The sequence below is a fragment of the Treponema sp. JC4 genome, from assembly GCF_000260795.1.
In the GTDB taxonomy this organism is placed as follows: domain Bacteria; phylum Spirochaetota; class Spirochaetia; order Treponematales; family Treponemataceae; genus Treponema_D.
In genome coordinates this window covers 1-24,375 of record NZ_AJGU01000008.1, presented here as the reverse complement: position 1 = coordinate 24,375, position 24,375 = coordinate 1, and the positions used below count along the sequence as shown (strand labels likewise).

General features: G+C 38.6%; 21 protein-coding genes and 2 pseudogenes. 4 read left to right on the top strand and 19 right to left on the bottom strand.

Annotated features, from left to right (window positions below):
- Nucleotides 1-5: 5 nt before the first annotated feature.
- From MSI_RS05395 to MSI_RS05335, 14 genes and pseudogenes are all read right to left on the bottom strand, one after another.
- Nucleotides 6-1,042 (bottom strand): annotated as a pseudogene (locus MSI_RS05395) (LptF/LptG family permease).
- Entirely contained in the window at nt 1,039-1,308 is a 270-nt protein-coding gene (locus MSI_RS13885) for a hypothetical protein (protein WP_009104491.1), read from the bottom strand. Before MSI_RS13885 ends, MSI_RS05395 begins: the two are co-directional and overlap by 4 nt.
- Before the next feature lie 12 nt (nt 1,309-1,320).
- Nucleotides 1,321-1,762: pseudogene (gene dut / locus MSI_RS05390) on the bottom strand (dUTP diphosphatase).
- Between the two features lie 37 nt (nt 1,763-1,799).
- Nucleotides 1,800-2,384 (bottom strand): bifunctional 4-hydroxy-2-oxoglutarate aldolase/2-dehydro-3-deoxy-phosphogluconate aldolase, encoded by a 585-nt coding sequence (eda, locus tag MSI_RS05385; protein WP_009104484.1) that lies wholly within the window; start codon nt 2,382-2,384, stop codon nt 1,800-1,802.
- A 158-nt stretch (nt 2,385-2,542) separates the two neighbouring features.
- A complete protein-coding gene (locus tag MSI_RS05380; RefSeq protein WP_009104482.1) occupies nt 2,543-3,655 on the bottom strand; it encodes a hypothetical protein in 1,113 nt (370 codons plus the stop codon).
- A 176-nt stretch (nt 3,656-3,831) separates the two neighbouring features.
- Nucleotides 3,832-5,937 (bottom strand): polyribonucleotide nucleotidyltransferase, encoded by a 2,106-nt coding sequence (pnp, locus tag MSI_RS05375; RefSeq protein ID WP_009104480.1) that lies wholly within the window; start codon nt 5,935-5,937, stop codon nt 3,832-3,834.
- A gap of 128 nt (nt 5,938-6,065) precedes the next feature.
- Entirely contained in the window at nt 6,066-6,686 is a 621-nt protein-coding gene (locus tag MSI_RS05370; protein ID WP_009104478.1) for a response regulator transcription factor, read from the bottom strand.
- 15 nt (nt 6,687-6,701) lie between these two features.
- Nucleotides 6,702-7,172, bottom strand: a complete 471-nt coding sequence (locus MSI_RS05365) for a sensor histidine kinase (protein ID WP_009104475.1) — start codon at nt 7,170-7,172, stop codon at nt 6,702-6,704.
- Nucleotides 7,159-7,863, bottom strand: a complete 705-nt coding sequence (locus MSI_RS05360; protein WP_009104473.1) for a histidine kinase — start codon at nt 7,861-7,863, stop codon at nt 7,159-7,161. Before MSI_RS05360 ends, MSI_RS05365 begins: the two co-directional genes overlap by 14 nt.
- Before the next feature lie 3 nt (nt 7,864-7,866).
- Nucleotides 7,867-8,487, bottom strand: coding sequence for a hypothetical protein (locus MSI_RS05355; protein ID WP_009104471.1), 621 nt, complete (start codon nt 8,485-8,487; stop codon nt 7,867-7,869).
- Nucleotides 8,488-8,801: 314 nt separating this feature from the next.
- Nucleotides 8,802-9,071, bottom strand: a complete 270-nt coding sequence (gene rpsO, locus MSI_RS05350; protein ID WP_009104468.1) for a 30S ribosomal protein S15 — start codon at nt 9,069-9,071, stop codon at nt 8,802-8,804.
- 161 nt (nt 9,072-9,232) lie between these two features.
- Nucleotides 9,233-10,030, bottom strand: a complete 798-nt coding sequence (locus tag MSI_RS05345) for an FAD synthetase family protein (RefSeq protein ID WP_009104466.1) — start codon at nt 10,028-10,030, stop codon at nt 9,233-9,235.
- A 101-nt stretch (nt 10,031-10,131) separates the two neighbouring features.
- On the bottom strand, nt 10,132-10,449 hold the full coding sequence (locus tag MSI_RS05340) for a hypothetical protein (RefSeq protein WP_009104464.1): 318 nt from the start codon (nt 10,447-10,449) through the stop codon (nt 10,132-10,134).
- Nucleotides 10,450-10,586: 137 nt separating this feature from the next.
- Nucleotides 10,587-11,594, bottom strand: a complete 1,008-nt coding sequence (locus MSI_RS05335; RefSeq protein WP_009104462.1) for a sensor histidine kinase — start codon at nt 11,592-11,594, stop codon at nt 10,587-10,589.
- A gap of 358 nt (nt 11,595-11,952) precedes the next feature.
- Between MSI_RS05335 and MSI_RS05330 the strand changes: the two genes are divergently transcribed.
- Nucleotides 11,953-12,663, top strand: coding sequence for a response regulator transcription factor (locus MSI_RS05330; RefSeq protein WP_039924359.1), 711 nt, complete (start codon nt 11,953-11,955; stop codon nt 12,661-12,663).
- 186 nt (nt 12,664-12,849) lie between these two features.
- On the opposite strand, the gene MSI_RS05325 is transcribed toward MSI_RS05330, so the two are convergent.
- The 3 genes from MSI_RS05325 to MSI_RS05315 form a co-directional block, all read right to left on the bottom strand.
- Complete coding sequence (locus MSI_RS05325; protein WP_009104458.1) at nt 12,850-13,668, bottom strand: carbohydrate ABC transporter permease; 819 nt, start codon at nt 13,666-13,668, stop codon at nt 12,850-12,852.
- Complete coding sequence (locus tag MSI_RS05320; RefSeq protein WP_009104457.1) at nt 13,668-14,558, bottom strand: carbohydrate ABC transporter permease; 891 nt, start codon at nt 14,556-14,558, stop codon at nt 13,668-13,670. The genes MSI_RS05325 and MSI_RS05320 overlap by 1 nt, the downstream gene beginning before the upstream one ends.
- Before the next feature lie 99 nt (nt 14,559-14,657).
- On the bottom strand, nt 14,658-15,944 hold the full coding sequence (locus tag MSI_RS05315; protein ID WP_009104456.1) for an ABC transporter substrate-binding protein: 1,287 nt from the start codon (nt 15,942-15,944) through the stop codon (nt 14,658-14,660).
- 134 nt (nt 15,945-16,078) lie between these two features.
- Between MSI_RS05315 and MSI_RS05310 the strand changes: the two genes are divergently transcribed.
- Complete coding sequence (locus tag MSI_RS05310; protein WP_009104455.1) at nt 16,079-19,297, top strand: glycoside hydrolase family 2 TIM barrel-domain containing protein; 3,219 nt, start codon at nt 16,079-16,081, stop codon at nt 19,295-19,297.
- A 32-nt stretch (nt 19,298-19,329) separates the two neighbouring features.
- On the opposite strand, the gene MSI_RS05305 is transcribed toward MSI_RS05310, so the two are convergent.
- Both MSI_RS05305 and MSI_RS05300 read right to left on the bottom strand, forming a co-directional pair.
- Nucleotides 19,330-21,336 carry an ATP-dependent helicase gene (locus MSI_RS05305; RefSeq protein WP_009104454.1) on the bottom strand — a complete coding sequence of 669 codons (2,007 nt, stop codon included), beginning with the start codon at nt 21,334-21,336 and terminating at the stop codon, nt 19,330-19,332.
- Between the two features lie 205 nt (nt 21,337-21,541).
- Entirely contained in the window at nt 21,542-22,459 is a 918-nt protein-coding gene (locus MSI_RS05300; RefSeq protein ID WP_009104453.1) for a DUF5677 domain-containing protein, read from the bottom strand.
- A gap of 208 nt (nt 22,460-22,667) precedes the next feature.
- Here MSI_RS05300 and MSI_RS13880 point away from each other — a divergent pair, with 208 nt between their 5' ends.
- Both MSI_RS13880 and MSI_RS13875 read left to right on the top strand, forming a co-directional pair.
- Entirely contained in the window at nt 22,668-23,588 is a 921-nt protein-coding gene (locus tag MSI_RS13880) for a hypothetical protein (protein ID WP_009104452.1), read from the top strand.
- A partial coding sequence (locus MSI_RS13875; RefSeq protein WP_081481353.1) for a competence protein CoiA family protein occupies nt 23,588-24,375 on the top strand: 788 nt, incomplete at its 3' end. The genes MSI_RS13880 and MSI_RS13875, both read left to right, overlap by 1 nt.

The following is a 24,375-nucleotide window of genomic DNA, read 5'->3' as shown; positions in this document are numbered from 1 at the left end:
TCCGCCTACTTTTTTAACAAAACGGCAAGGAAAGCCAGTGCCATAAAGCCGATTACAAAGTTAGGAACCCAGATACACCAGAAAGGATTAAGACCTACCCTCTGAACAAAAAGCTGCCCCATAATCTGCATTGCCCAGTAAAGCACGCAGACAACAAGACCAATAAAAAGACAGATTGTCTGGCCGCGATGCTTTCCAAATACAAAAGCAATAGAAAAAGCAAGGAAGGCAAAAAAGATTGAACCAAAAGGCAGGGCAAATTTCTTATGAAACTCCATTGTCCAAAGGCGCAGTCGGCGTTTTTCTGAGTAAGTATCACCGGAAGTTTCTTTCATGCGTTTAAGCTCTCGGGAAAGGTCGTAGGTTGTCATTTCGCGGGCAGAGTGAGAGGTATTTCCAAGAACTGCCTTATCAAAAACATTGAGGACAGTACGCTCAGATTCCATTACATCATAATTATGCTTGGCATTATGTCTTATAGAAAGGACTGTGGCATCATCCATGGAAAGTTCCATTAAAACCCCTTCTGTCTGTCCGCCGCGCAGGGAAGATTTTCCTGCAATAATGATTTTATCAGTATCATTATCTGTATCGAAAAGAATAAGGTCGCTTACAGAACCTGAATTCACCTGCCCCATTACAATGCTGGTGCTGTCCAGAGTTTTTACGCTGTTTGATTCAAGCGAAACGGTCGGTGTGGACTGCATGATTTTTCTGAAAAGCTGATTATACTTCATGGTTCCCAGAGGAAGCAGATAATCGTTTACAAAAAAGAACCGATTGAAATTGCAGTTCCCAGAATGATTACCGGGTAGAAAATCTTAATAAAAGAAAAGCCCGAGGCACGGAAAATCAGGATTTCGTTACTGCTCATCATGCCGCCAAGACTCATGGAAAAACCTACCAGGGTTGCAAAAGGAGCCGACTGGGCAATAATAAAAGGCAGGCTGTAAAACATAATGCGCATAACGTCGCTGAAGGGAGCCGATTTTGCAAGCAGCTGTTCTACAGTAAGAAGAATCTGGTTTACAAAGAAAATCATAAAAAAGAAAAGGAAAGCAACCAGAAAATATAAAATAAATCCTTAAAAAGATATTTTACAAGAATATGATTTTTAAGCTCGCCTGATTTGAGGACATTTACACTGAACCATTCGTATTTTTCTTCAACAAATTCAATTGCCGGACTCAGTTTTTCAAGAATCCGGTCAATAAGAGGTTCAATGCGTTTGTAAAATCTTGATTTTCGGTCAGAAACAATGCGGAGCGCATGCTCGAACTGCTTCTTTATTTTGGTTATATCAGGCAAGTTAAAACTTCCTTATACTCCGGTAGAACCAAAACCGCCGGCCCCGCGTTCTGTTTCTTCAAGGCTTGTTACTACAGAAAAATCTGCCTGAATTACAGGTGCAACCAGCATCTGGGCAATGCGGTCTCCGTTATTTACAGTAAAAGGCTTATCGCCAAGGTTAATTAAAATTACGTTGATTTCTCCGCGGTAATCGCTGTCGATAGTGCCGGGAGTATTCAAAACTGTAACTCCATTTTTTTGCAGCTAAGCCTGAGCGGGGACGAATCTGAACCTCGTAACCTTGGGGAATTTCAAAAAAAAGTCCGGTTGGAACCATTGCTGATTTTCCACTTTCAATTACAAGGGGCTCTTTCAAAAGTGCGCAGATATCAGCACCTGCAGCACCTGAAGTTTTATAAAGAGGAAGCTTTGCTCCCTCATTCGCTACTACTTTAATATTTATCTTTGTCATAAGTTTATTATAAGGGATAATTAAAAAAGATTCATCACTAAGATTTTAACACCCAGGTACCGCCGACTGCTATTACATTTTTACAGGCAAGATAATCTTCTGAGTTGGCAGCATCAATTCCGCCGGTTGGAATAAACTTTACATTAGGGAAAGGGCCTGAAAGAGCCTTGAGCATTTTTACTCCGCCGCTGACTTCTGCAGGGAAAAATTTCAGGACTCCAAGCCCGTACATAAGAGCCTCTTCAACCTGGCTTGGTGTATTAATGCCGGGGAAAATCGCAAGGTCATTCTTTATGCACCATTCTACAGTTGCCGGATTAAAACCCGGAGCCATAACAAACTGAGCACCGCTTTTTTTTGCAAGTTTTGCAAGCTTTGGATTAATTACAGTTCCTGCCCCACAAAGCATTTTTGGACAAAGTTTTCTTACAGCACTTATACATTCTGCAATTTTATTAAAATCTTCATCAGAGGCAGTTGCACTTCTAAAGGCAAACTCCACGGCGCTGTAACCGCGGCTTACAAGTGAATGGGCTAATTTTACAGCTTCCTCTTTATCAAAAACTGTAACAACAGGAACTATTTTTACTTCGCTAAGGCGAGTGACAATTTCTTCAAACATTTTATTAATTATAGCACATTCACCGCTTTGTATAAACTGCAAAAAAAAAGTCGCACCCCTTCGGCTTGCTTAATTTTTCCAGCAAAGCTGTAAAAAGGGCCGGATCGCACGCTGATGACAATCCGGCCCAAAGGTATCAAATATTTTTTTAATTCAGATTAGAAAGAGTATTTCCAGTAAACAGGGAAATTTACATTTGAGTAGTCTTTTCCGAAGAAGAAGTTTACACCGGCGCTAAGCTCGTGATTTCCAAGAGTATAAGTTACAGAAGGATTGATCTGGTATACGTTTTCAGTTTTCTTTTCTTCATCAGATTCTGCATCCAAAGCAGCTGCAAAAGCACAGTCAGCAGAAAGATTTTCAAGAACATTGTAGCCGGCTGTTACAGCAAGATAAAAATCATACTCTGCATCTTCTTTGTTATTTGTGAAGTTTGTTGCAAATTCACCAACTGTGTGGAAGGCATCAAGTTCATAAGTTGCAGTAAGAGTCATGATATTTCCAGACACACCTTCTTTACCAGAAGCATGAATTTTAGTTACATCTGGAGCAACTGAATCGTTGTAACCAAAGCCTGCGCCAAGAACAAGACCTTCGATTTTCAAAAGACTTGCATAAAGGCCGAAGGCAAAACCGTCTCTGTTATTTACATCAGTTTCTTTGTTATCACAGATATTTTTTACTGTAGCAGCAAGTTCAAAAACATCATTTGCATATCCAGCGCCAAAGTTTACAACAGGCTTATATGTATCGTGTCCGAATACAGAGAAGAAATCTATACCACCTGCAAGAGTAAGACCTTCTACAGGACGGATAAGAAGACCTAAATCGCTTCCAAGATTACCTGTTGAAGCATTGTCATCCCAGATTGGAAAGTAAGAAGCTGTTGCCCAAACTTTTTCGTGGAATTCAAAACCAAGGAAATCAAATGGACGTACTTCTACGAAAGTATCTCCAAAATCATAACCAAAGCCAGGATCTTCAGTAGCACCAATACCAAAATATTTTTCACCATCAAAGTCGTAAAGATCTTCATTTATAGACCAGAAAACAAGTTCAATACCTGCATCAACTTTTTCTGAAGAATATTCAAAAGTAGTTTTATTTTTGATTCCAGCAAATGTTGATTCAGAATCTGCATCTTCAACTTTTGTGATGTTTACGATATCGCTTGAAAGTTTGTTTGAGAACGATACTTCAGCTTCTGCAAATGCAAAGGCTGATGCCAAAGAAAGAGCTACACCAACTGCAGCAATTTTTGATTTAAACATTTATAACTCCTTTTTAGTTATCCTAAACTAACACGTTAGGCTTAACTAACGCGAATATAAAACCATATTATCAGTAAAATTGCAAGATATTTTTTAAATTTTTCTGAAGATTTTTAGAGAGAGTAAAAAAAAAAAGGCTGCCCTCACGGACAGCCTTTACCTAACTTAGAAAAAAATTATTTCTTTTCTTCCAAAGCATCAACATAAGAAAGGTTCAATCTTCCCTGCTTGTCAACTTCAAGCAATTTTACAGGAATTACCTGACCTTCTTTCAAAACGTCTGTTACCTTGCTTACGCGCTGGCGGCTGAGTTTTGAAATGTGGCAGAGACCTTCTTTTCCCGGAAGGATTTCTACGAAAGCGCCGAATTCCATAATGCGTTTTACAGTTCCCTGATAGATTGTTCCTACTTCTGGATCTTCTGTAATACCCTTTACAGCCTTCTGAGCAGCTTCTGCGTTCATTCCGTTCTTAGCATAGATTGTTACAGTTCCGTCATCATCAGTGTTGATTGTTACATCATACTGAGAACAGAGAGCCTTAACGTTCTTTCCGCCAGGTCCGATCAAAGCGCCAATCTTGTCTACAGGAATCTTCATTGTAAGAATCTGTGGAGCGTTCTTAGCCAAAGGAGCTGGTTTATCAATGCATTTTTCCATGATAGAAAGGATGTGCAAACGACCCTGACGAGCCTGTTCCATAGCCTTCTTCATAATTTCAGTTGTTACACCGGCAATCTTAATATCCATCTGGAAACCAGTAATACCGTCTTTTGTTCCGGCTACCTTGAAGTCCATATCACCAAGGTGGTCTTCTTCACCAAGGATATCAGAAAGGATTGAGTAACGTCCGTAAGGATTGTCTCCCTCAGGTTCTGTAATAAGACCCATAGCAATACCAGCTACCATCTTCTTCATTGGAACGCCGGCAGCCAGCATACAGAGAGTACCACCACAAGTAGAAGCCTGTGATGAAGAACCGTTAGATTCCATGATTTCAGAAACTACACGGATTGTGTAAGGGAACTCTTCGCGGCTTGGAACCATAGCAGCAAGTGAGCGGCGGGCAAGATTTCCGTGACCAATTTCGCGGCGGCCTGTTGTAAGCTTACCAGTTTCACCAACTGAGTATGGAGGGAAGTTATAGTGAAGGATGAAGTGCTCGCTTCTGTCTCCATCAATATCATCATAAGACTGTTCATCCATTGCAGTACCCAAAGTACAAACAGCAAGAGACTGTGTTTCACCACGAGTAAAGAGAGCCGATCCGTGTGGAGTTGGCAATACGTTTACTTCACAAGTGATAGGACGGATTTCGTCAGTCTTACGACCATCAATACGTACACCGTCATCAAGAATAGATTTACGGAGAAGCTTGTACTGAATATCGTCCATCAAAGTCATGAACAATTTAGCCTGAATTGGATCTTCAAGTTGTTCAGCATATTTTGCAGCAAGTTCTTTTTCAACTTTTGCAATAGCCTTGCCGCGGGCCATTTTTCCATCCTGGAAGCAGGCTTCTTTAAGGAGTGGAGTTGCTTCAGCTTCAATCTGTTCAGCGTTAGCCAAAGTTACATCAAGAGGATTCAAAGGAAGCTTTTCTTTACCAGCTTTAGCGGCAAGTTCTTCCTGAAGTTTACACATATCAGAAATGAAAGCCTGTGCCTTTTCCAAAGCTCCAAGCATTACATCTTCAGAAACTTCGTTTGCACCACCTTCAACCATTGTAAATCCGTCTTTAGTTCCGGCAACAACAATTTCAAGTTCAGATTCTTCAATCTGTTTGAAAGTTGGGTTTACAATGTATTCACCATTCAAGTATCCAATACGGCAGGCAGCAACCGGGCCGTGGAAAGGAATATCAGAAATTGTAGTTGCAGCAGAAGCGGCAATTACAGCAAGAATATCCTGAGTGTGAACGCCATCACAAGAAACACAAGTTGGAACAATCTGAAGTTCGTGACCAAAAGATGGCTCAAAAAGTGGGCGCATAGGACGGTCGATAAGGCGGCTTACCAAAATTTCCTTATCCTTTGGACGACCTTCGCGCTTTACAAATCCGCCAGGGATTTTTCCGGCAGCATAGAATTTTTCGTTGTACTCAACAGTAACAGGCACAAAATCCTGACCTTCTGTTACGCTTGATGAAGCACAAATTGTTGCGATAACTGCGGCTCCACCCCACTGAGCATAAACGCATCCGTTAGCCTGTTTACCGATTTTTCCTGTTTCGAGGATGAGATCGGCATCTCCAAGTTTGTAGGTTACTCTTTCTACAGACATAAATTTTACTCCTACATACGTCACTACATCCGACGCATGCTTTTTTCTATTTATTAGTTACACTAATATTCAAAATAATAATAGTTCATTTTAAGCCATAAAATGCTTTTAATCAATGGAAGATTTCCCTACTCTCCATACCGTTTTTCAAGCTCACTTCTGTCATTTACGCCGGTCTTTTCATAAATGCTGGAAATATAATTTTCCACCGCCCGTTTTTTTATTCCCAGCTGCTCAGAAATCTGTTCATTTGAAAGATGGCGCAGTAAAAGTCCCATTACTTCTTTTTCACGCTTTGTAAGGGCATCTGTAAAAGTATTGTATTTTATAAGATTTGGCTGCAGTTCTTCCTGAATAAAAATATCGCCCTTCAAAATTTTTTCCATTCCTTCAAGAAGAGTCTTTGAATTCGCATTTTTAGAAATATATCCGGCTGCCCCTGCACTTATGGCATTTTTTACAAATCCGCCCGCAAAAAACATGGAATAAACAAGGATTTTTAAGGAAGGATAAAGAGTACAAAGTTCCTTTATAAAATCAAAACCTGTATTTTCTCCGTAAAAGTTCAAATCGCAGATTACAAGAGAAGGCAATTCCCCCCTGTCAGCAAACTTTTCAAAATCAGAAAAAGCAGCCTCATGAGTTCCCGCAGAACCTGCACAAAGCCAGTCCGAATTAGAAGTAAGCCAGCTTGAAGTTCCAAGCCGCAGCATCTGATGATCATCAATTATATAGAAAGTTTTACTCATTTTATGCCTCAAAAATCACTTATCCAGAACAACGGTAATCTGAGTTCCACACTCCTCTTCCGCACGGAAGCTTACTTTTCCACCCAAAAGCTGAGCCCGCTCCACAATGTTTCTAAGTCCAAAGTGAAGTTTTTCTATTTTGTCAAAAATGCCGTTATTAATCTGATTCAAAAGCTTTTCACTCATTCCAATTCCATCATCAGAAATTATGATTTTAAGCCCGTCGATATGATGAGATTTAAAGAAAACTGTAACTTCGCTTGCGTGAGCATGCTTCTGAATATTCTGAAAAGCCTCCTGAACAATGCGGTAAATATGCATAAGCTGTTCCGAGCTCCATTTTGAAAAATCAACGGAATTTTCGCAGACAATTCTGAACTGAAAATCCTTGCCGTTTCCGTTAAAAGTCTTCTGTCCCAGAACTTCAAGAGCAGAAATCATATCATTGCTACTGATATTAGGCGGAGTGAGGTTATAGCAGAGCATTCTGATATTTTCGATATTCTGATTTTGGGTCTGTATGATTTTTTTTTGCAGCTTCCTTGTCTTCAAGATTTTCTGCAAGAAGAGAAACATACTTTAAGCTCTGAGCAACCGTATCGTGAAGTTCCCGGGAAATTCTTTTACGTTCGGATTCCTGCACTTCCATAGAATGGTGAAGAAACTGTTCAGAATCAAAAATGATTTTATCACGGCGCTTAATTTCAAGAATGTTCAGATAAATAAGAATTGCACCTCCGACAAGAATAGTTGCAAAAAACCAGATAAAATAAGTAAAAATTTTCTGATGGGTATCATCCAGGGCAAAATTCACGTTCCTAAGGTAAGAAAGCATAAGAAAATCAATCTGCTCAAGGGCTTTTTCAATTTCCAGCTTGTTTTCTTCAGGATTTTCCATAAGAACAAGAAGAATGCGGCTGTAAGAAAGGCACTGCTCAAGCTGATTTTTTGTAACTTCCTTTAATTCCGGGTAGGAAGAAAATTTTTCAGGCCTGAAATTCTCAAGCCGATTAATGAACTCTCTGCAGGATTTTATATCCCGCCAGTCATTAAAATAAAGCCAGCTTTCATAAATATTTTCTGCAGAATAAAAGTGATTCTTATTTTCTACCCCGGAACAGGCTGTAAAAATCAATATAAAAATTGAAAGGATAGAAATGGTATAAAATTTCTTCATAAATTAAAAAGTTTCCTTTAACAGTCTGTGCTTTTTAGCAAAAGCAATAAAAAGAAGATGAATTCCAAAACCTGCAAAGGTTGTGATAATTCTGTCCAGAATAATAATTGGAAATCGTCCTACAATACAAGACGTAAGCACATCCATGTATTCTCCGCTGAAGGCAAAAATCAGCTTATCAAAGGTCCAATTGCCCACATTCATTCTGAAAGTAAAATAACTTATGAAGCCGGAAACGACAGAACATACAAGTGCTGCAGAAACTGACGCTGTAAGAATATAGATAAAAGTATGATTAACGCCCTTCTTAAGATTTTCTTCTTTACGGATAAAAAGCCAGGTAATCAGAATGATAACAAAAGCAGAAAGTGAATAAACCCAGACATAATCAGTTTTTCCGTATAATAGTTCAAGTTTAAGACAGACAATTGAAATATTAATAACATAGACTATAAAGGAAGCAAGAGGCCCGAAAGAAAAAAGAACCGCTATCAGAAAAATCGTATCAAAGAAAAGGGGCACATGCAGAAAATCCTGAAAAAGAGTAGCAACCGCAAAATCCATAATTCCTGCAAGCAGCACGCAAACACAAAGGGTAAGACTATATTTAATTTTTTCACTCATAATCATGCCTTATTTTAATATATAAAAAGTCCGCCTGAATTAATAGTTTTTTTTAACATTTCAGGCGGACGAAAAAATAAAATGATAAACTCTCTTTTTATGGTTTTATTTTTTTTATACTAAACCTCTTTTTTATTGCCTGCTTAGTATGATTAATTTAAAAAAAAATTAACAGTGAGTTTTACCCACTAAATTTCAGTGAGTTAACTCACTGGTTTTCTATGAGTTAACTCACCTTTTTTAAGAAGAGGTTTTTAAAACAAAAAAAATCCCGCGGGACGAACCAGGCGGGATTTTACAGTAAAGAACCTGACTTATTTGCGGAGACCAAGCTCTTTGATGAATGCACGGTAACCTTCGAGGTCTGTGCGTTCAAAATAGCGGAGCATCTTACGACGCTGACCAACAACTTTAAGAAGAGCACGTTTACCACAAGCATCTTTTGGGAATGCTTTTGAGTGTGCTGTAAGCTGTGCTACACGCTGAGTAAGCAAAGCGATCTGAACTTTTACGTTACCAGTGTCTGTGTCTTTTACACCGTACTGTTTTACAGTTGCGGCTGTTGTTTCTTTTGAAAGTGCCATTTTGGAACCCCTTAAAAAATATTAAAATATATCTGCATTCGCGAAAAACCTTGCAGGTCAATTTCCGGGTTTCTGGAAAGAAATCACAAAGTAAATCGTATAAACAGATTTAATTATGATAAAATATTACAAAGATTTAATCAAGGTAGCCGAGTCTTTTACTAAAAACTTACCCATGTCAGATTGCTCATCACGTCAAAAATCAGCTCATTTTCAGTAATTTCCAAACGGATTGCTTCTGCACTTTCATTCTTTACTCGGTAAACGCCAGCAGGAGGAAGAACCTGGGTAATTTCTGTTTTTGAAATATGAAGTTTGTCTTCCGAACGCTGGGTACATTTTTTTAAGTCCAGCTCATAGTCCCGGCATAAAAGTTCATTTGCAGTAGAAAAGAAACCTTTTTTTATCATTGAGCGGATGTAGGAAGATGAGATACGTTCTTCTTCATCTGCCCCGGGTTTATACAAAACCTGAGGAAGGAAACTTGTTTTTACTTCGTTCTGCTCTGCCCAGTATTTTATGGCAGTCATATCGGTAGCGCCCTTATAGCCGCAGCGGAAATCCTCACCTTCTACAAAAACTTTCATATTGCAGACATTTTTCAAAATTGTAAGGAATTCATGACCGCTGATCTTTGCAATTTCATCAGTAAAATCAAGAACAATTGCAAATTTTATTCCAAGTTCTTCCATTATATTAAGACGCTGTTCCAGAGTAGAAACATCGCCTGCATAGTCTGCCGAATGTTTATAAAGAGGAAGTGGTCGCTTAAAAGTTACAATTCCCGGAAGAAGGTTTTCCTTCTGACACAGATTTACAAGTTCCTGAATAATTCTTCTGTGGCCAAGATGAAGCCCGTCGAAACTTCCGATTGAAATGCCAGAGCCTGCAAGAAGTTCCAGAGGCGATTCTTCTTTTGAAACTGAATTCTGAATGTCTTTCCAAGAATATAAAATCATATATTATATTATATCGTATTTGCGGCAAAAAAAAAGTCCTGCGGAACCTACCGCAGGACAGGGGGTAACAACTTTAATAGTTGCAAACTAGAATAGCTTGCTTAATTTTTCAAGGCAACATTTTTCATAAGATTGTTGTCTGTACTGTAAGCAACCACATCTTTTAAGCTGCCTGTTTTAAGCGGGAGAATTACGATTGAGTTTTCTGCGCCAGAAACAACTACCATCGTAGAATTCAAGCCGGTTGCAACCTTCATTGAATCCGTCATTCTCATTCCGACCTTTACAGGACTCCAGGTGCCGTCTTTTTCTCTATAGGTAACTTTACCAGAAACGGCCCTTACCAGGTAATTCTGCTCTGCAAAAAGAGCAAAACCAAATAAAACAAAAATGACACATAAGGAAAAAAATTTCTTCATTTTCCCTCCCAAAAGAAAAATCATCCCATTTTTTATAAGAACATTTTTTTATGTGTCAAAATTTATTATAAGGCAGTTTTTATTAATTGCAAGAAAAATTTAAAATCAGCATTGCAGTGTAAATCTGATTTTCGCATTTACAACTTCAGTTCATCTGCAGCAATATTTACCAGAGGGATTTTTATTTCCAGTCTGAAGCCGCCCTCTTTTGGAGTTGAAACTTCAAGCTTTCCCATGACCTTACTGAGGCGCTCTTCCATACCCGCAAGTCCGATTCCTTTTACAACCTCTTTAGAACCAATTCCGTCATCTTTTATTACCATTGTAAGAAGATTTACATCGTCCCAAAAGGTAACGTAAATATTTTTTGCCCGGCCGTGGCGGATTGCATTTGTAAGGCCTTCCTGCAGGGTATGCATGATTATTGCATTTATTGTGATTCCGTAGTTTTCCTTAAGGTTACCGCTCTGAATGTCCACGTTGATTCCGGTAATCTGCTGAAAAATGCGTTTAATTTCAAAAATGGCTGTAAGGTTATTTTGAGTTGGTGATTCAACTTCGCGGATCTGACGCAGGGTCTTTCGGGTTTCCTTAAGACCGTTTGAAGCAAGGTTTCGCACAGTTAAAAGAGTATCAGAAAGTTTATCTCTTTCAATTTCTGGATTACTCATAATGGCATCAATAATTGCCGTGATGTTTACAAAGGCATAACCACAGGAATCGTGCATGTCGCGGGTAATTCTCATTCGCTCGTTCTGTACCGCTTCTTCACCATGATTTTTTGCATATTCCTGAAGCTTGTTGTTGAGTTCGGACATCTGATTCATTACAAGATTCTGGTGACGAACAGTTTCAGAAGTAAGAATATAATTTTTTGCCACCTGCTTTAAAATCATGGCCATTATGGTACAAAGCGTCATTGTAAAAACGACAGAATTAATTTCGCTGAAGGTTTTTACAAAGCCCTTTACACTACCCCCTGCAGCAGAAAAACCTGAAATAGCTTCAATTACGCTGAAAAACATTAAGGCTGTAGAACTTGTAATAAGCTTTACTCCAAATTTATAGCCATAAACCGTGCAGATTAAAAAAGAAACATAAATGAAAAGTTTGAGGGTAAAAGTCTGATTTGTCGAATAAGCCATAAGACAGGCAGAAGTCAGCCCCAGCACATAGAAAAGAATTTTTGAATAGAAATTATCAACAAAAAGAATTGCATAGGCGCTTATTATATATAGAAGAAAAAAAGAATAAAAAGTAAGAAAAAAAGATTTTTACGGTAAAAAAATCTGAAGTCGAAGATTTGATATTGTAATCACGCAAAGGAGAAAAGCAGAAAAGATTTAGGAAATTTGTAAAAGTTATAAAACATAAGCAAAGAACTACAAAAAAGGAAAAACACGGAGAAGAAAAGCTGAATCTTTTATTTCTAAACTAAAACGTCTTGAATGAAGCATTTTTTTATTATACATCAAAATGGCAAACTGTGTTATAATTTTAGATATGGAAAAGTTGAAATTGATGCTGGTGGACGACCAGAGCCTTTTTACCGAAAGTTTGTGCACCTTTTTGAATAACTATGCTGAAGATATGAGAGTAGTCAGCAAGGCCTGTAATGGACGTGAAGCAGTAAAATTTTGCGAAATAGAAAAGCCCGATGTAATTCTTATGGATATTAATATGCCGGAAATGAACGGCATTGAGGCTGTAAAAATAATTAAATCAAAGCATCCTGAAATCCTTATCATTATGCTTTCTACTTATGATGAAGATGCTTACGTACGCGAAGCCCTTTTGAGCGGAGCAAGCGGATATTTATTAAAAGATTTATCCCCTACCGAGTTGATTATGAGCATAAGGGCCTTGAAATCAGGGGTTTTACAGATAAGCCCAAGCATTGTTCAAAAGATGATTCAGGCTCAGTTTGTAGGTTCGACTGCTTCTGACGGGGATGTAAAAGATTCTGAAAAAACAAAAGAAGCTGATGAAAATCTGTTAAATGAAGCGGCTGAAAAAAAATTTGAATGGCTAAAGACCCTTACAAAACGCGAACGCCAGATTTTCGCTCTTATTGCAACCGGCCACGATAATGACGAAATTGCAGAAGAGCTGGATCTGGCGCTGCAGACAGTAAGAAACCAGGTAAGTACGATTTATTCAAAGCTTGGCGTTAAGGACAGGTTTGAAATTATTAAACTGGCTAATAAGGTGTAGGACTGCTTATAAAAAAAACGGAGTGCGGAGCCCTGTTTTGTGTAGCATAGAAACGCTAGCAGACAGCTACCCATAAATAAAAACGCGGTAACGAAAAAAGATTTCTTTTTCATACCGCGTTCCTGCATTTCTCGGCGGAACAAAACAGGGTTCCGCACGCAAGTTTTTTTTAAGGTAGATTTTACCTTATTTTACCGAGCCTGTAACACCTTCAATGAACTTCTTCTGCTGACTGAAGAAGAGAACTACAGTCGGGATTGTCATAATTGATACACAGAGCATCAAAAGACCGTAGTCGGTAACGTAGCCGGCAGTAAGACCAGATACCAGAAGCGGCATAGTCTGCATCTTCTGATTCTGCATTACGATAAGCGGCCACATGTAGTTATTCCAGGCAGTCATAAAGGTAACGATTGCGGCTGCAGCAAAGGTTGGAGCCATAATCGGAACGTAAACACGGATATAAATCTGAAGTTCATTCAAACCGTCTACACGGGCAGCCTGAATTGTTTCAACAGGGAAGCTTACAGAATTCTGGCGGAAGAAGAAAATCAAAAAGGCAGTAGAAACACCCGGTAGAACAAAGCCCATAGTTGAGTTCAAAAGATGAACCGAACTGAACATTTTGAAAAGCGGAACCATTGTTGTAGCAAGCGGAATCATCATTGAAAGAAGAAGAATGTTCATAAGGCGGGTCTTTGCCTTATCACGGTAAATCTGAAAGCCGTAACCTGCCATAGAACATACAAAAATGCTCAACAAGGTCTGAATTGCAGAAGTTCTTATTGAGTTCCAGAAAGCACGTGGAAGTCCTTTTGGAATATTACGGATATTGCTTAAAAGTGCTGTACCCGGTGTGATTTTTCCGGTAATTACATCAACAGAATTGTTTGTAGCACCTGCAATCATCCAGTAGAAAGGAAAAATTGAAAGCAGACAAACTATAACAATAAAAGTATATTCTGCAGTTCTAAAAATATTTGATTTTTTTGTTAATCTACTCATTATTCTCTATCTCCTAATTTAAGCTGTATGAATGAAAGGAGCGCAACAAGAATCAAGATTGCATAAGAAACTGTTGCAGCATATCCGAACTGCGGGTTGAATCTGAAAGACAGATTGTAAATATACTGAGAGATTGTAAGGGTTGCATTTCCAGGGCCGCCACCGGTAAGGTTACGAACTTCATCAAAGAGCTGCAGTGTACCGTTTGTAGACATAATTGCTGTAAGAAGAATTACAGGTTTAAGCTGAGGAAGTGTAATCTTAAAGAAAGACTGAATAGGATTTGCACCGTCAATGCGGGCAGCCTCGTAAATACTTGAGTCAATATTCTGAAGACCTGCAAGGAAGAATACTGTATTGTAACCAGTCCAGCGCCAGGTGATTGTAAGGATGATTACAACCTTTGCCCAGATTGGATCATCAAGCCAGTTGAAGGCTTCGTCGAGGATTCCCCATTTTACAAAAAGAACGTTTACAAGTCCGTCCAGACTGAAAAGGGATTTAAAAATAAGGGCAGAACTTACAAGGGAAGTTGCACAAGGAAGAAAAACCAGGGTTCTGAAAAGTCCCTTATATTTCAATTTGGGATCATTCAAAATTGATGCCAGAATCAGAGCAAGAAAGAGCATGATAGGCACCTGGAAAACAAAATAGATGAATACGTTTTTTACTGCGGCAATAAACATTTCGTCCTGAAAAAGACGCATGTAGTTTCGCAGCCCCGAAAACTGAAGGTTGTTTCCCATTCCGCTTTTTAAAGACAGAATGAAAGACTGGATCATGGGGTAAAAACTCATAATGAAAATAAGAATTGAAGCTGGCGCAACAAAGTTCCAGCCTGCAATGCTGTATTTTCGCTCCAAGGATCTTGGTTTCTTTGCTAGTGGCATATTAGACTCCCTTAAAATACTTTTTTACAATTATTAATATGCACTTCCTTAAATGCACATTAATAATTGGGAGACGGATAAATCCGTCTCCCTTAAAAATTAATATCCCATCAAGAACTCTACGTTCTTCTGTGCATCTGCAAGACCTGAATCGATTGTGCTTGAACCGTTCAAGATTCCGCTCATTGCAACACCAATTGCGTTACGAGCTTCGTAGTTGAATACACCGTATTTAACCTGAGGGATTTTTCCAGAGTATTCTACGATCTTCTTGTAGATTTTATCTCCACCAAAGAAGTCGTTAGCAGCATCGTAAGCTGGAGAAGAAGCAGCTGGGAGCCATGTAGCGATTGCACCAGCAGATGGCAAAATCTTTGTATACAAATCAACGCTTCCACCGAATGTAGCGCTAAGGAAGTCAGCAGCAACATCAGCATGTTTAGAGCTGTTCATTACCATCCAGCTTGAACCACCCTGGCTAGAGTAGTTTACAGCAGAAGGAACACCGTCAACCTTTGGAGTGCTTACAACAGCCCACTTACCTTTCTGGTCTGGCTGAGTTCCGATTGTACCAACGATCCAGCAGCCGTTGATTGTAGAAGCTACAGTTCCGTTGTTGATTGTTGCAACGTAAGCGTTCCAGTCTGTTACAGTTACACAAACGCCTTCCTTAATCATTTCTGCATAAAGGCTTACACATTTTTTAAGGATGTCGTTGTTCTTCATGAAAGGTTTTCCATCAGCATCAAAAAGCCATGTTCCGCAAGACTGGAGCATAAGCATGATACAGTCAGGTTCGTTTCCTACATAAGAAATCAAAGCTTTTCCTGTCTTAGCCTTTACGATTTTTCCAAGTTCAATAAAGCGAGACCATGTGATATCGTTGAAATCTTCAACTTTAAGGCCAGCCTGTTCAATAATATCTTTACGGAGGAATGTAGCAGTAGCACCATTATCAAATGGAACTGAATAGTGCTTTCCGTTCATTTCGCCATAGCCTACTTTGAAGCTTGCAAATTCATCAAGTTTTACTTTTCCATCAAGAGGATAGAAAGCTTTTGGATAGTTCTGCATATTCTTCTGGATTGCGTTATCCTGACAGAGAATGATATCAGGCAAAGATGATGTATCATTTGCAGAAAGTGATGTAATGAGTTTCTGCTGAAGGTCATCCCAAGGGGTTTCTACTACATTGATGTTTACATTTGGATGAGATTCTTTGTAAATCTTAGCAGCCTCATTCATAGAAAAAATGTTGAACTGGGGATCCCAGCACCAAACTGTTAAAGTTACGTCCTTATTAGCTGCAGCTTTTCCGCCACCACAGCTTATAAAACTGGTAGCCATTGCGGCTAATCCTAACAAAGCACATAATGTCTTTTTCATTTTTTCCTCCTAAGAAAAAACATTTTTAAAATCTTATTGTCTTCAGTTTAAGTCAGAATCATCAAAATGAAAGGTAAAAAATCCTAGTATTTAAATACCTTATTTTTTAGTATTTTTGGACTTAAACTTAAAATATGAAAAACTTTTATGAAAATCCGGAAATACAGTCTTTAAATCGTCTTCCTTCAAGAAGCCATCTTATTCCTTTTGCTGATGCAAAATCTTCTATAATAGAATGTGCAGAAGGACCTGAAAGTCATGAAAAAACAGAGTCGTCTTTTGTAAAATATCTTGATGGAAAATGGGATTTTGCCTTTTCTACAAATCCGGAGCTTTCTTTTAATGATGTAAATAAATGGGACAAGATTAATGTTCCAGGAACCTGGTCTCTTCAAGGCTGGGATAAGCCCCACTACACCAACGTTCAGATGCCTTTTGATACAATTCCGCCAAATGTGCCGGAAGAAAATCCAACTGGTCTTTACCGCCTTAAGGTAAAAATCCCATCTGAATGGAAGGGACGCAGAGTTGTTCTTCATATCGGTTCTGCAGAAAGCGTTACCCAGGTTTTTGTAAACGGAATTCAGGCTGGAATCAGCAAAGACACCCGTTTGCCTTGTGAATTTGATATTTCTTACTATATAAAAGATGCAGTAGCAGAAGGAAAAGAAGTTACTATCGACATTAAGGTTATCCGCTACTCGGATGCTTCTTTTGTGGAAGATCAGGACCAGTGGTGGTTTGGAGGAATTCACAGAAGCGTTTATCTTTATACAACTGAAGATACTTATATTGCAGACGTTTCTGCCCTTTCACATCTTGAAGAAGCTGGTCCTGTAATTGCGGCAGATGTTGACGGAATTAAGAATGCCTTCCACGAAGATAAAAAAACTAAGGGCTATAAGGCTGGCGATAAGGCAACCGGAATTATTCCTCTTTACGTAACTCTTGGACGCAGTGACCTGACTAAAGAAATCAGCCGCTTTAATCATGCTGATAACGACAAATTTGAACGAGTCGTAAAATATGCCGTCTACGAACTGGATGGAAGTGTTCAAAAAGGAAGTGTAGGAAAACAGATTGCAGAAGGCTGGAAAACAGGAACTTTATGCCTTCGCCTCAACCTTAATCAAATCAGAAGTCATATAAAAATTGAAAATCCAAAACTCTGGAGTCATGAGCACCCTAACCTTTACCTTGTCTGCGTAAGTCTTCATGAATCCGACGGAGGAAAACCTGGCCGTCATATTGAATCAGTCTGCTTTACAACAGGATTCAAATCAGTTCAGATCAAAAACCGCGAGCTTTTGATAAACGGAAAGATGGTTTACATAAAAGGTGTGAACCGACACGAACACAGTGAAGTCCACGGAAAAACTCTGACAACAGCAGAAATGGTAAAAGACCTTCATATTATGAAGTCTTACAATTTTAATGCCGTTCGTACCTGCCACTATCCTGATGATGAACGCTGGTATGAGCTTTGCAACCGCTACGGAATGTACGTGCTGGATGAGGCAAATATTGAAAATCACGCTAATTATGATGTAATAACCCGTAATGATGAATGGACAAATGCCTACATGCAGCGAATTATGCGAATGGTCCGCCGCGATAAAAATAATGTCTGTATTTTCGGCTGGTCTCTTGGTAACGAAAGCGGAGACGGTCAGAATCAGGTGGCAGCCCAGGCCTGGATTCGACGTGTAGACCCTACCCGACTTGTTCATTACGAAGGCTTTGTCCGCCCTCCTTTTACTCAGGGAGATTTTTCTTTAGACAGTCTTTCCCGCGGTAAGGGCTTAACAGATCTTATAGGCCCTATGTACCCTTCTATTGCCCTTATAAAAGAATATGCCACTAGCCGAGAAGATTACCGCCCTATTATTATGTGCGAGTATTCTCACGCAATGGGAAATGCAAACGGATCGCTTGGAGATTACTGGCGGGCAATTTACAGCACCCACGGACTTCAAGGAGGCTTTATCTGGGACTGGATTGACCAGGGCTTAGCGGCTGAGGCACCATTGGGAGCTGACGGTCAGCCTCAGGGAGGCAAATACTGGAAGTACGGTGGTGACTTTGGCGATAAGCCTAGTGATTACGACTTCTGTTTAAACGGAATTATGTTCCCTGACCAGACTACAAAGCCTGCAATGGAAGAATGTAAAAAAATCTTTGCGCCGATATTCTTCCGCCCACTTGATGCCGCAAACGGAAAATATGAAGTTGAAAACCGCTTTGATTTTACAAGTCTTGATAACGTAAAACTTATCTGGAATATTTTGAAAAATGGTTGCAGCGTTAAAAAAGGCGAAGTTCATCTTGGCGATTCAAAGGTTCTGCCTGGCGAAAAGAAGGAAATCTCTATTCCAACTGGAGATTTTACTTCAAAAGCAGACGGCGAATACCTTTTGAATGTCCAGTTTGCCTATAAAAACGAAACATCTTTTTCTCCTGCCGGCTGGATTTTCGGACTGGACGAAGTTTTATTAAACAAAGTTGATTTGAGTAAAGCTCTTTTCAACCAGGAAGCCGGAGTTGAAGAAGGTACTCTTAATAAACTTGCAAAAGAACTTACTCCTGAACTTTTCCGTTCCTTTACAGAAAACGAATGTGTAAAACGAGAGCTTAACAGGATTAATGAAAATCCTCTTCCTTTCTCTCTCTTTAATAAGCCTACCGTTGAATGGCTTAAAAAAGATTTACCAAATGAAGAAGTAAAAGCTGACGGAAAAGGCGGCTTTGAGATTTTTACCGGAAGCAAGGCAGAAAAGAAGGAAAAACTTGCAGACGTAAAACTTTCTTATGAAAGTGTAAAATCTCCGGCTGGAAGCCCTGCAGTAAAAGTCACAGCAGACTTTGAACTGACTCCTGCAATGGCAGAATATCCCCGTGCAGGACTTTGCCTGAAAATCCCGGCAGAATACGACAGGGTAAACTGGTACGGACGAGGTCCTCAAGAATGTTATTCAGACAGGAAGGACGGCGCTCTACTGGGACTTTACTCTAAAAAGGCCTGCGAGCTTGAAGTTCCATATATTGTTCCTCAGGAAAACGGCAGCCGCTGTGATACCCGCTATCTCTACCTTGAAGGAGAGGGAGTTAAGCCTCTTCACATTCAAAGCGAAGCACCTTTCAGCTTTAATTACAGCCGATACACTGAGGCGGATTTATGGAAATGCGAACACCGTAGTGAACTCACGCCGACTTGCAGCGCGAAAAACGGGTATTATACACTGCACCTGGACGCTGTAATTCGCGGGGTTGGAACCGGAGCCTGCGGTCCTGACACTCTGGCGGAATATAAGATAATGCCAGGAAAATATAAGCTGGAATTTATTATCTACTAAAAGATTAAGGGGGAGTTACGACTCCCCTTTTTTTACATCTGCGACTTAAGCTTATCCAGGAAGTTACTGAACATTTCGCCAGTTTCTTCCTCGGTGAGCTGCTTTGGCTCATGATATTCCACAAGATTCTGAGGAATTTCATCCAGAAAGCGGCTTGGTTCACTTTCTACAGTCATCTGTAATTTGCGTCGCTTCTGGCAGGCTGTCATAAAAAGTTTATCGCGGGCACGGGTAATTGCAACGTAAAAAAGACGGCGCTCTTCTTCTACATCTCCGCCGTTTTCTTCAACAGAACGGGCATGAGGAATGAGTCCCTCTTCTACACCTGCAATAAAGACAACCGGAAATTCCAGACCTTTAGAGGCGTGAATAGTCATTAAATTGACTTTTCCACTTGCTTCTTCATCATCCAAGTCATCGCTGGACATAAGGGTAACACGATTCAGATAAGCGTAAAGGTTAGCGTTCTGGTTTTCAGGGTTATTTTCCCAGCGCTCAATCATACCGATAAACATTTCGATATTATTAAGCTTAAAGCGAACGGCCTTTTCACTCTTAGGATATTCTGTAATCAGATAATCCCTGTAGTTGATGTCTTCTACCAGCTGGCGGACTTTATTTGCAAGACCACGGCCACTCAAAAGCTTCTGACGGTGACTTTCAATAAGATTTACAAAGTCTTCCAGATCCTGCTTAAGAGCATCACTAGCCTCCGAAGCTTCTGCGTGAATAAGATAATCAATTGCGTTCCAGAGGGTACAGCCATTTAATTCTGCGGCATCGTTAATAACCTGAATTGCAGCACGTCCGATTCCCCGCCTAGGAGTATTAATGATTCGCAGCAAATTTATATCATCATCATGGTTAGAAATTACACGAAGATAGCTGATAACATCCTTAATTTCCTTGCGTTCAAAAAAGGAAGTTCCACCGCTCATGGTATAGGGAATATTGTTCTGTAAAAGAGCCTCTTCTATAAAGCGGCTCTGGGTATTTGCCCGGATAAGGATTCCAAAATCATCAAATTTGCGTTTTTCTTCGCCCGCAATTCCAAGAATTGATTCGGAAATAAAATCTGCCTCGTCAGTTTCATTTTCCGGCATGAAGATTTCAATTGGCTTACCTGCCCCGTTTCCACTCCAGAGTTTTTTATCCTTGCGGTTGGTATTGTGGCTGATAACGCCGTTTGCCGCATCAAGAATTGTTCCTGTTGAACGGTAATTCTGCTCCAGGCGGATTTCGGTAACGTCAAAATCGTGCTCAAAGTTTACTATATTCTGGTAGTCAGCACCGCGCCAGCTGTAAATGGACTGGTCATCATCCCCTACTACGGCAACGTTTTTGTCTGCCAGCAGATGCATAAGCTCATACTGCTGGTGGCTGGTATCCTGAAATTCATCAACCATAATGTACTTAAAGCGCTCGCGGTAACGGGCAAGCACCTCAGGATTTTCGTGGAAAAGTTTGATTGGCAAAACAATCAGATCATCAAAGTCAACTGCGTTATAAAGCTTAAGGCCTTCCTGATAGCACTCATAAAGAGGACGGTACATATCGTTGGCAGTTTCCCAGGTCTTGCGGCCGGTTTTAATGTTGGAAATAAGCTGGCCGATTTTATAAATATCAAGGGCTTCAGGGCTGTATTTTAGTTCCCGGCCGCATTCCTTAATCAGGGCAACGCGGTCAGTTTCATCATAAATAGAAAAGTTTTCGCGGTAACCAAGCTTTTCAATATCCTGACGGAGCACCTTAACACCAAAAGCATGGAAGGTCGAAACCGTAAGATTCTGCAGCTTACGCTGAGTCAAATCCTTAATTCGCTCTTCCATCTCCTTTGCAGCCTTATTCGTAAAGGTCAGCGCCAGAATCTGGCTCTGAGGAATCCCCTTATCAAGCATGTGAGCAATTCTGAATGTAATAACGCGAGTTTTTCCAGAGCCCGCCCCCGCAATAATCAAAATCGCGCCTTCAGTCGTAATAACCGCGCGGTACTGCTCCGGGTTCAGCTCCTTCTTTAAGCTTTCGAGATCAATTGCCATAGGAAAGACAGTATATCAAAAAAATGATTGTATATCATCTGATTATTTATTTTTATAGGCCATTTTTTTGCTCTCGCAAAAACCGCGCTATCCGCGGTTCCGCCTTTCGGCTTCATTCTTCCGCTTTCGCTTCAGAACGGCTTCGCCGCCGCTACTATCGCTTGTCCGTACTTAATTTAATAGCTAGTATAAAGGCTTTTTTAGATTATTTAACTGCTTCAAAATGTTTTATGCATTCTACAGAAAGTTTTGTAAACTCACTTATAAGACTTTTTAAGAGAACTTTATCTTTTGTTATCATTTTAAGACAATCTAAGAAAGAACATAATTCATACTGAAGCATTTCTATTGTATTACGAATAAGAAAACTAATTTGTCTAGATATGTCTTCATCATCGGTATATACAGCATAAGATGTAGCATGAACAAATTTACAAGCATAAGTATATGAAAATGCAAAAGTATTTATTAAGTTTTCATTTTCACAATTTCTAATTAAGTCTGTCAAAGTAACTTTATTATTTTTTTTAAGTTTATTTTGAGCCCACCCATATTCATATTTGAAAGTATCACCGTATTTTTCTAGATATCTAGATAATTTTTGTTTATCATCTTCTTCTGCATTCCCATTAGATTGCAACATAAGATAATATGACATAAAAGCATGATCAATAAAGGCTTCTGATATATCCTCATTTTTCAGAACATAAGAAAAAATAATAAAATGCTCATAAATATTACGATAAATCGAATAACAATCTGAATAATTTTTTGAGCAATACAAAGTAATAATTGATGACAATTTTGTGATTGATTTTAGAATCAACTTATGAAGAATTGATATGTGCTTTGCTATTTTTCCCTTTTCAATATATTTAGTTTCAATTCGGTAAAAAATTTTTCTGATTTCTTCATTATATAAAGCAAGAGATTGCAAATCATTGTTGTTACAAAGCTGAGAATAGTCTTCCTGCGTCTTTTTATATAAAGAATTGTATAAAATTTGATTTGCGCTGTTATTTAGGTCCCATAAAAATTTGCCTGAATAATTATGAACTTTATTTTCATCTGAAAAATCAACAAAAGGACAATTATCTATAAAAGTATCAATTTCTGTTTTCATTAAAAAAATTGTACCATGTAATTGACTTATTTTATATAGATTTTATATAGTTAAACTTGTTCCATGGTAGAGCTAGCAGCTAGTGCGAAGATTAAATCATACCATATCTTATTACTTAATGATTACCTACGAGCATCAGGTTATTGCTGCTTAAAGGTACTAGCAAAAAAAGCAAACGCAATAAATAGGATGCTCAAGGAGTATCATTATGTCTCATGAAGAATTCTTTAAGAATGAAGCCAAGAAATTCTTAAAAGATTGGAAAACCCAAACCCAAACAGTTGAGAGTGATGGATTTATTACCTATCACTATGATTGGAAGTTCTACGATGTAGGCGACCTGTTCTTTTATTATGAATTAGATGATAAAGATGAACAGGATATAAAGCTTGCAAGAGCACAACACTACATTGCAAAGATGGTTGGCTTTAAGAAATGGGATGAGCTTATTCATGCCTCTGAAGCACGAATGGAACTTTCTGAATTATTACTTCGCAGATTTAAAAACACACAGGATGTACAAGACTGGGAAGAGACCTTGTATTATACAGGTATTTTACAGTATGGAGATGAAGCTGTTTTAGATTATGCAAGACAGTATTTTGATCTTGGCAATAGAAAAGAAATTGTTAATCTTCCTGCTGATAAAATTTCTTTACTTACAGGTAAATTAAAAACTGCAGAATTAAATAATTTCTCTGATGAAAATAATCCTGATGGAATTTTAAGAAAAGATTCTTATGTATTTTGTACACACTGCAATAAGGCATTTAATTTCAATCAGTCTAAAGTAATTAAAGAAAATGATTCAACAAAAACAATGGTGGTTTGCAAAAACTATCCTAATTGTAGAGGTACTTATCTTGATTTCAAAGTTTTGTCACCAACAATCATGTATGGCCAAACAAAGATAGCTGGTCTTGAAAAAGGTATAAATGCTCTTAAAACAGATTTTACAATGGACACAAAAGTACATTGCATCCATTGTGGAAGAGAATATCTTTATAAAGAAGCAAATGTTGTACAGTTTCCAGATGATGAAGAACCATTAGTTTATTGCAAGCATTATCCAGAATGTGATGGTAGCTTAATAGACATGATGAATGCAGATAAAACAGGAGGAAGATAATGATGATAAAACACTATATCCTCCAAGCAATAGATTTATCTGGAAAATCAGTTTTTATTGATGATGTTCCAAATGGAAAAAAATGCGGCTGTTTTTGTTCCGAATGTAAAGGAGCCCTGATTGCAAGACAAGGCAACGTAAAAGCTCATCATTTTGCACATGAAAGCGGAAATGATAATATAAAATGCAGTCAAACAGCATTACATCTTCTTGCAAAAGAAATCATAACGGAAGAAAAAATGATTCCGGCATTTGTAAATGGAAAAATGGAATTTGTAACTGTTGAGAATATAGAACAAGAAAAGAATCTAGGTGATATAAAACCTGATTTATATTCTGAATTCAACGGAAAACCAATAGCAGTGGAAATTTATGTTTCACATCCTGTCGATGATGCAAAATTTGCAAAAATTCAAAATCATAAACTTACAACTTTTGAAATAGACCTTTCTGAACTTCTTTTTGAAACAAAAGAAGAAGTTAAAAATGCAATTTATGATTTGAAGAAAATCCGGCCAATTTATGATGAATACTTTACAGAAAAGATTCTTACACAAAAAAAACTATTTATTCATAACAACGGTATGAAAAAGAATATCATGAATGGCATTGTTTATAAGTGTCCTATGAATTTAGGGATAAGAAATATGAATGTTGAAATGGAAAAGGTAAAATCTTCTATTTGCGAAATATGCCCATTTGGTTACAAATCGCAAAATGAAAATTTTGTCCATTGTATAGGACATCTAAATATGAACCTTTCAAAGGATATTTTTCTATCAAAACT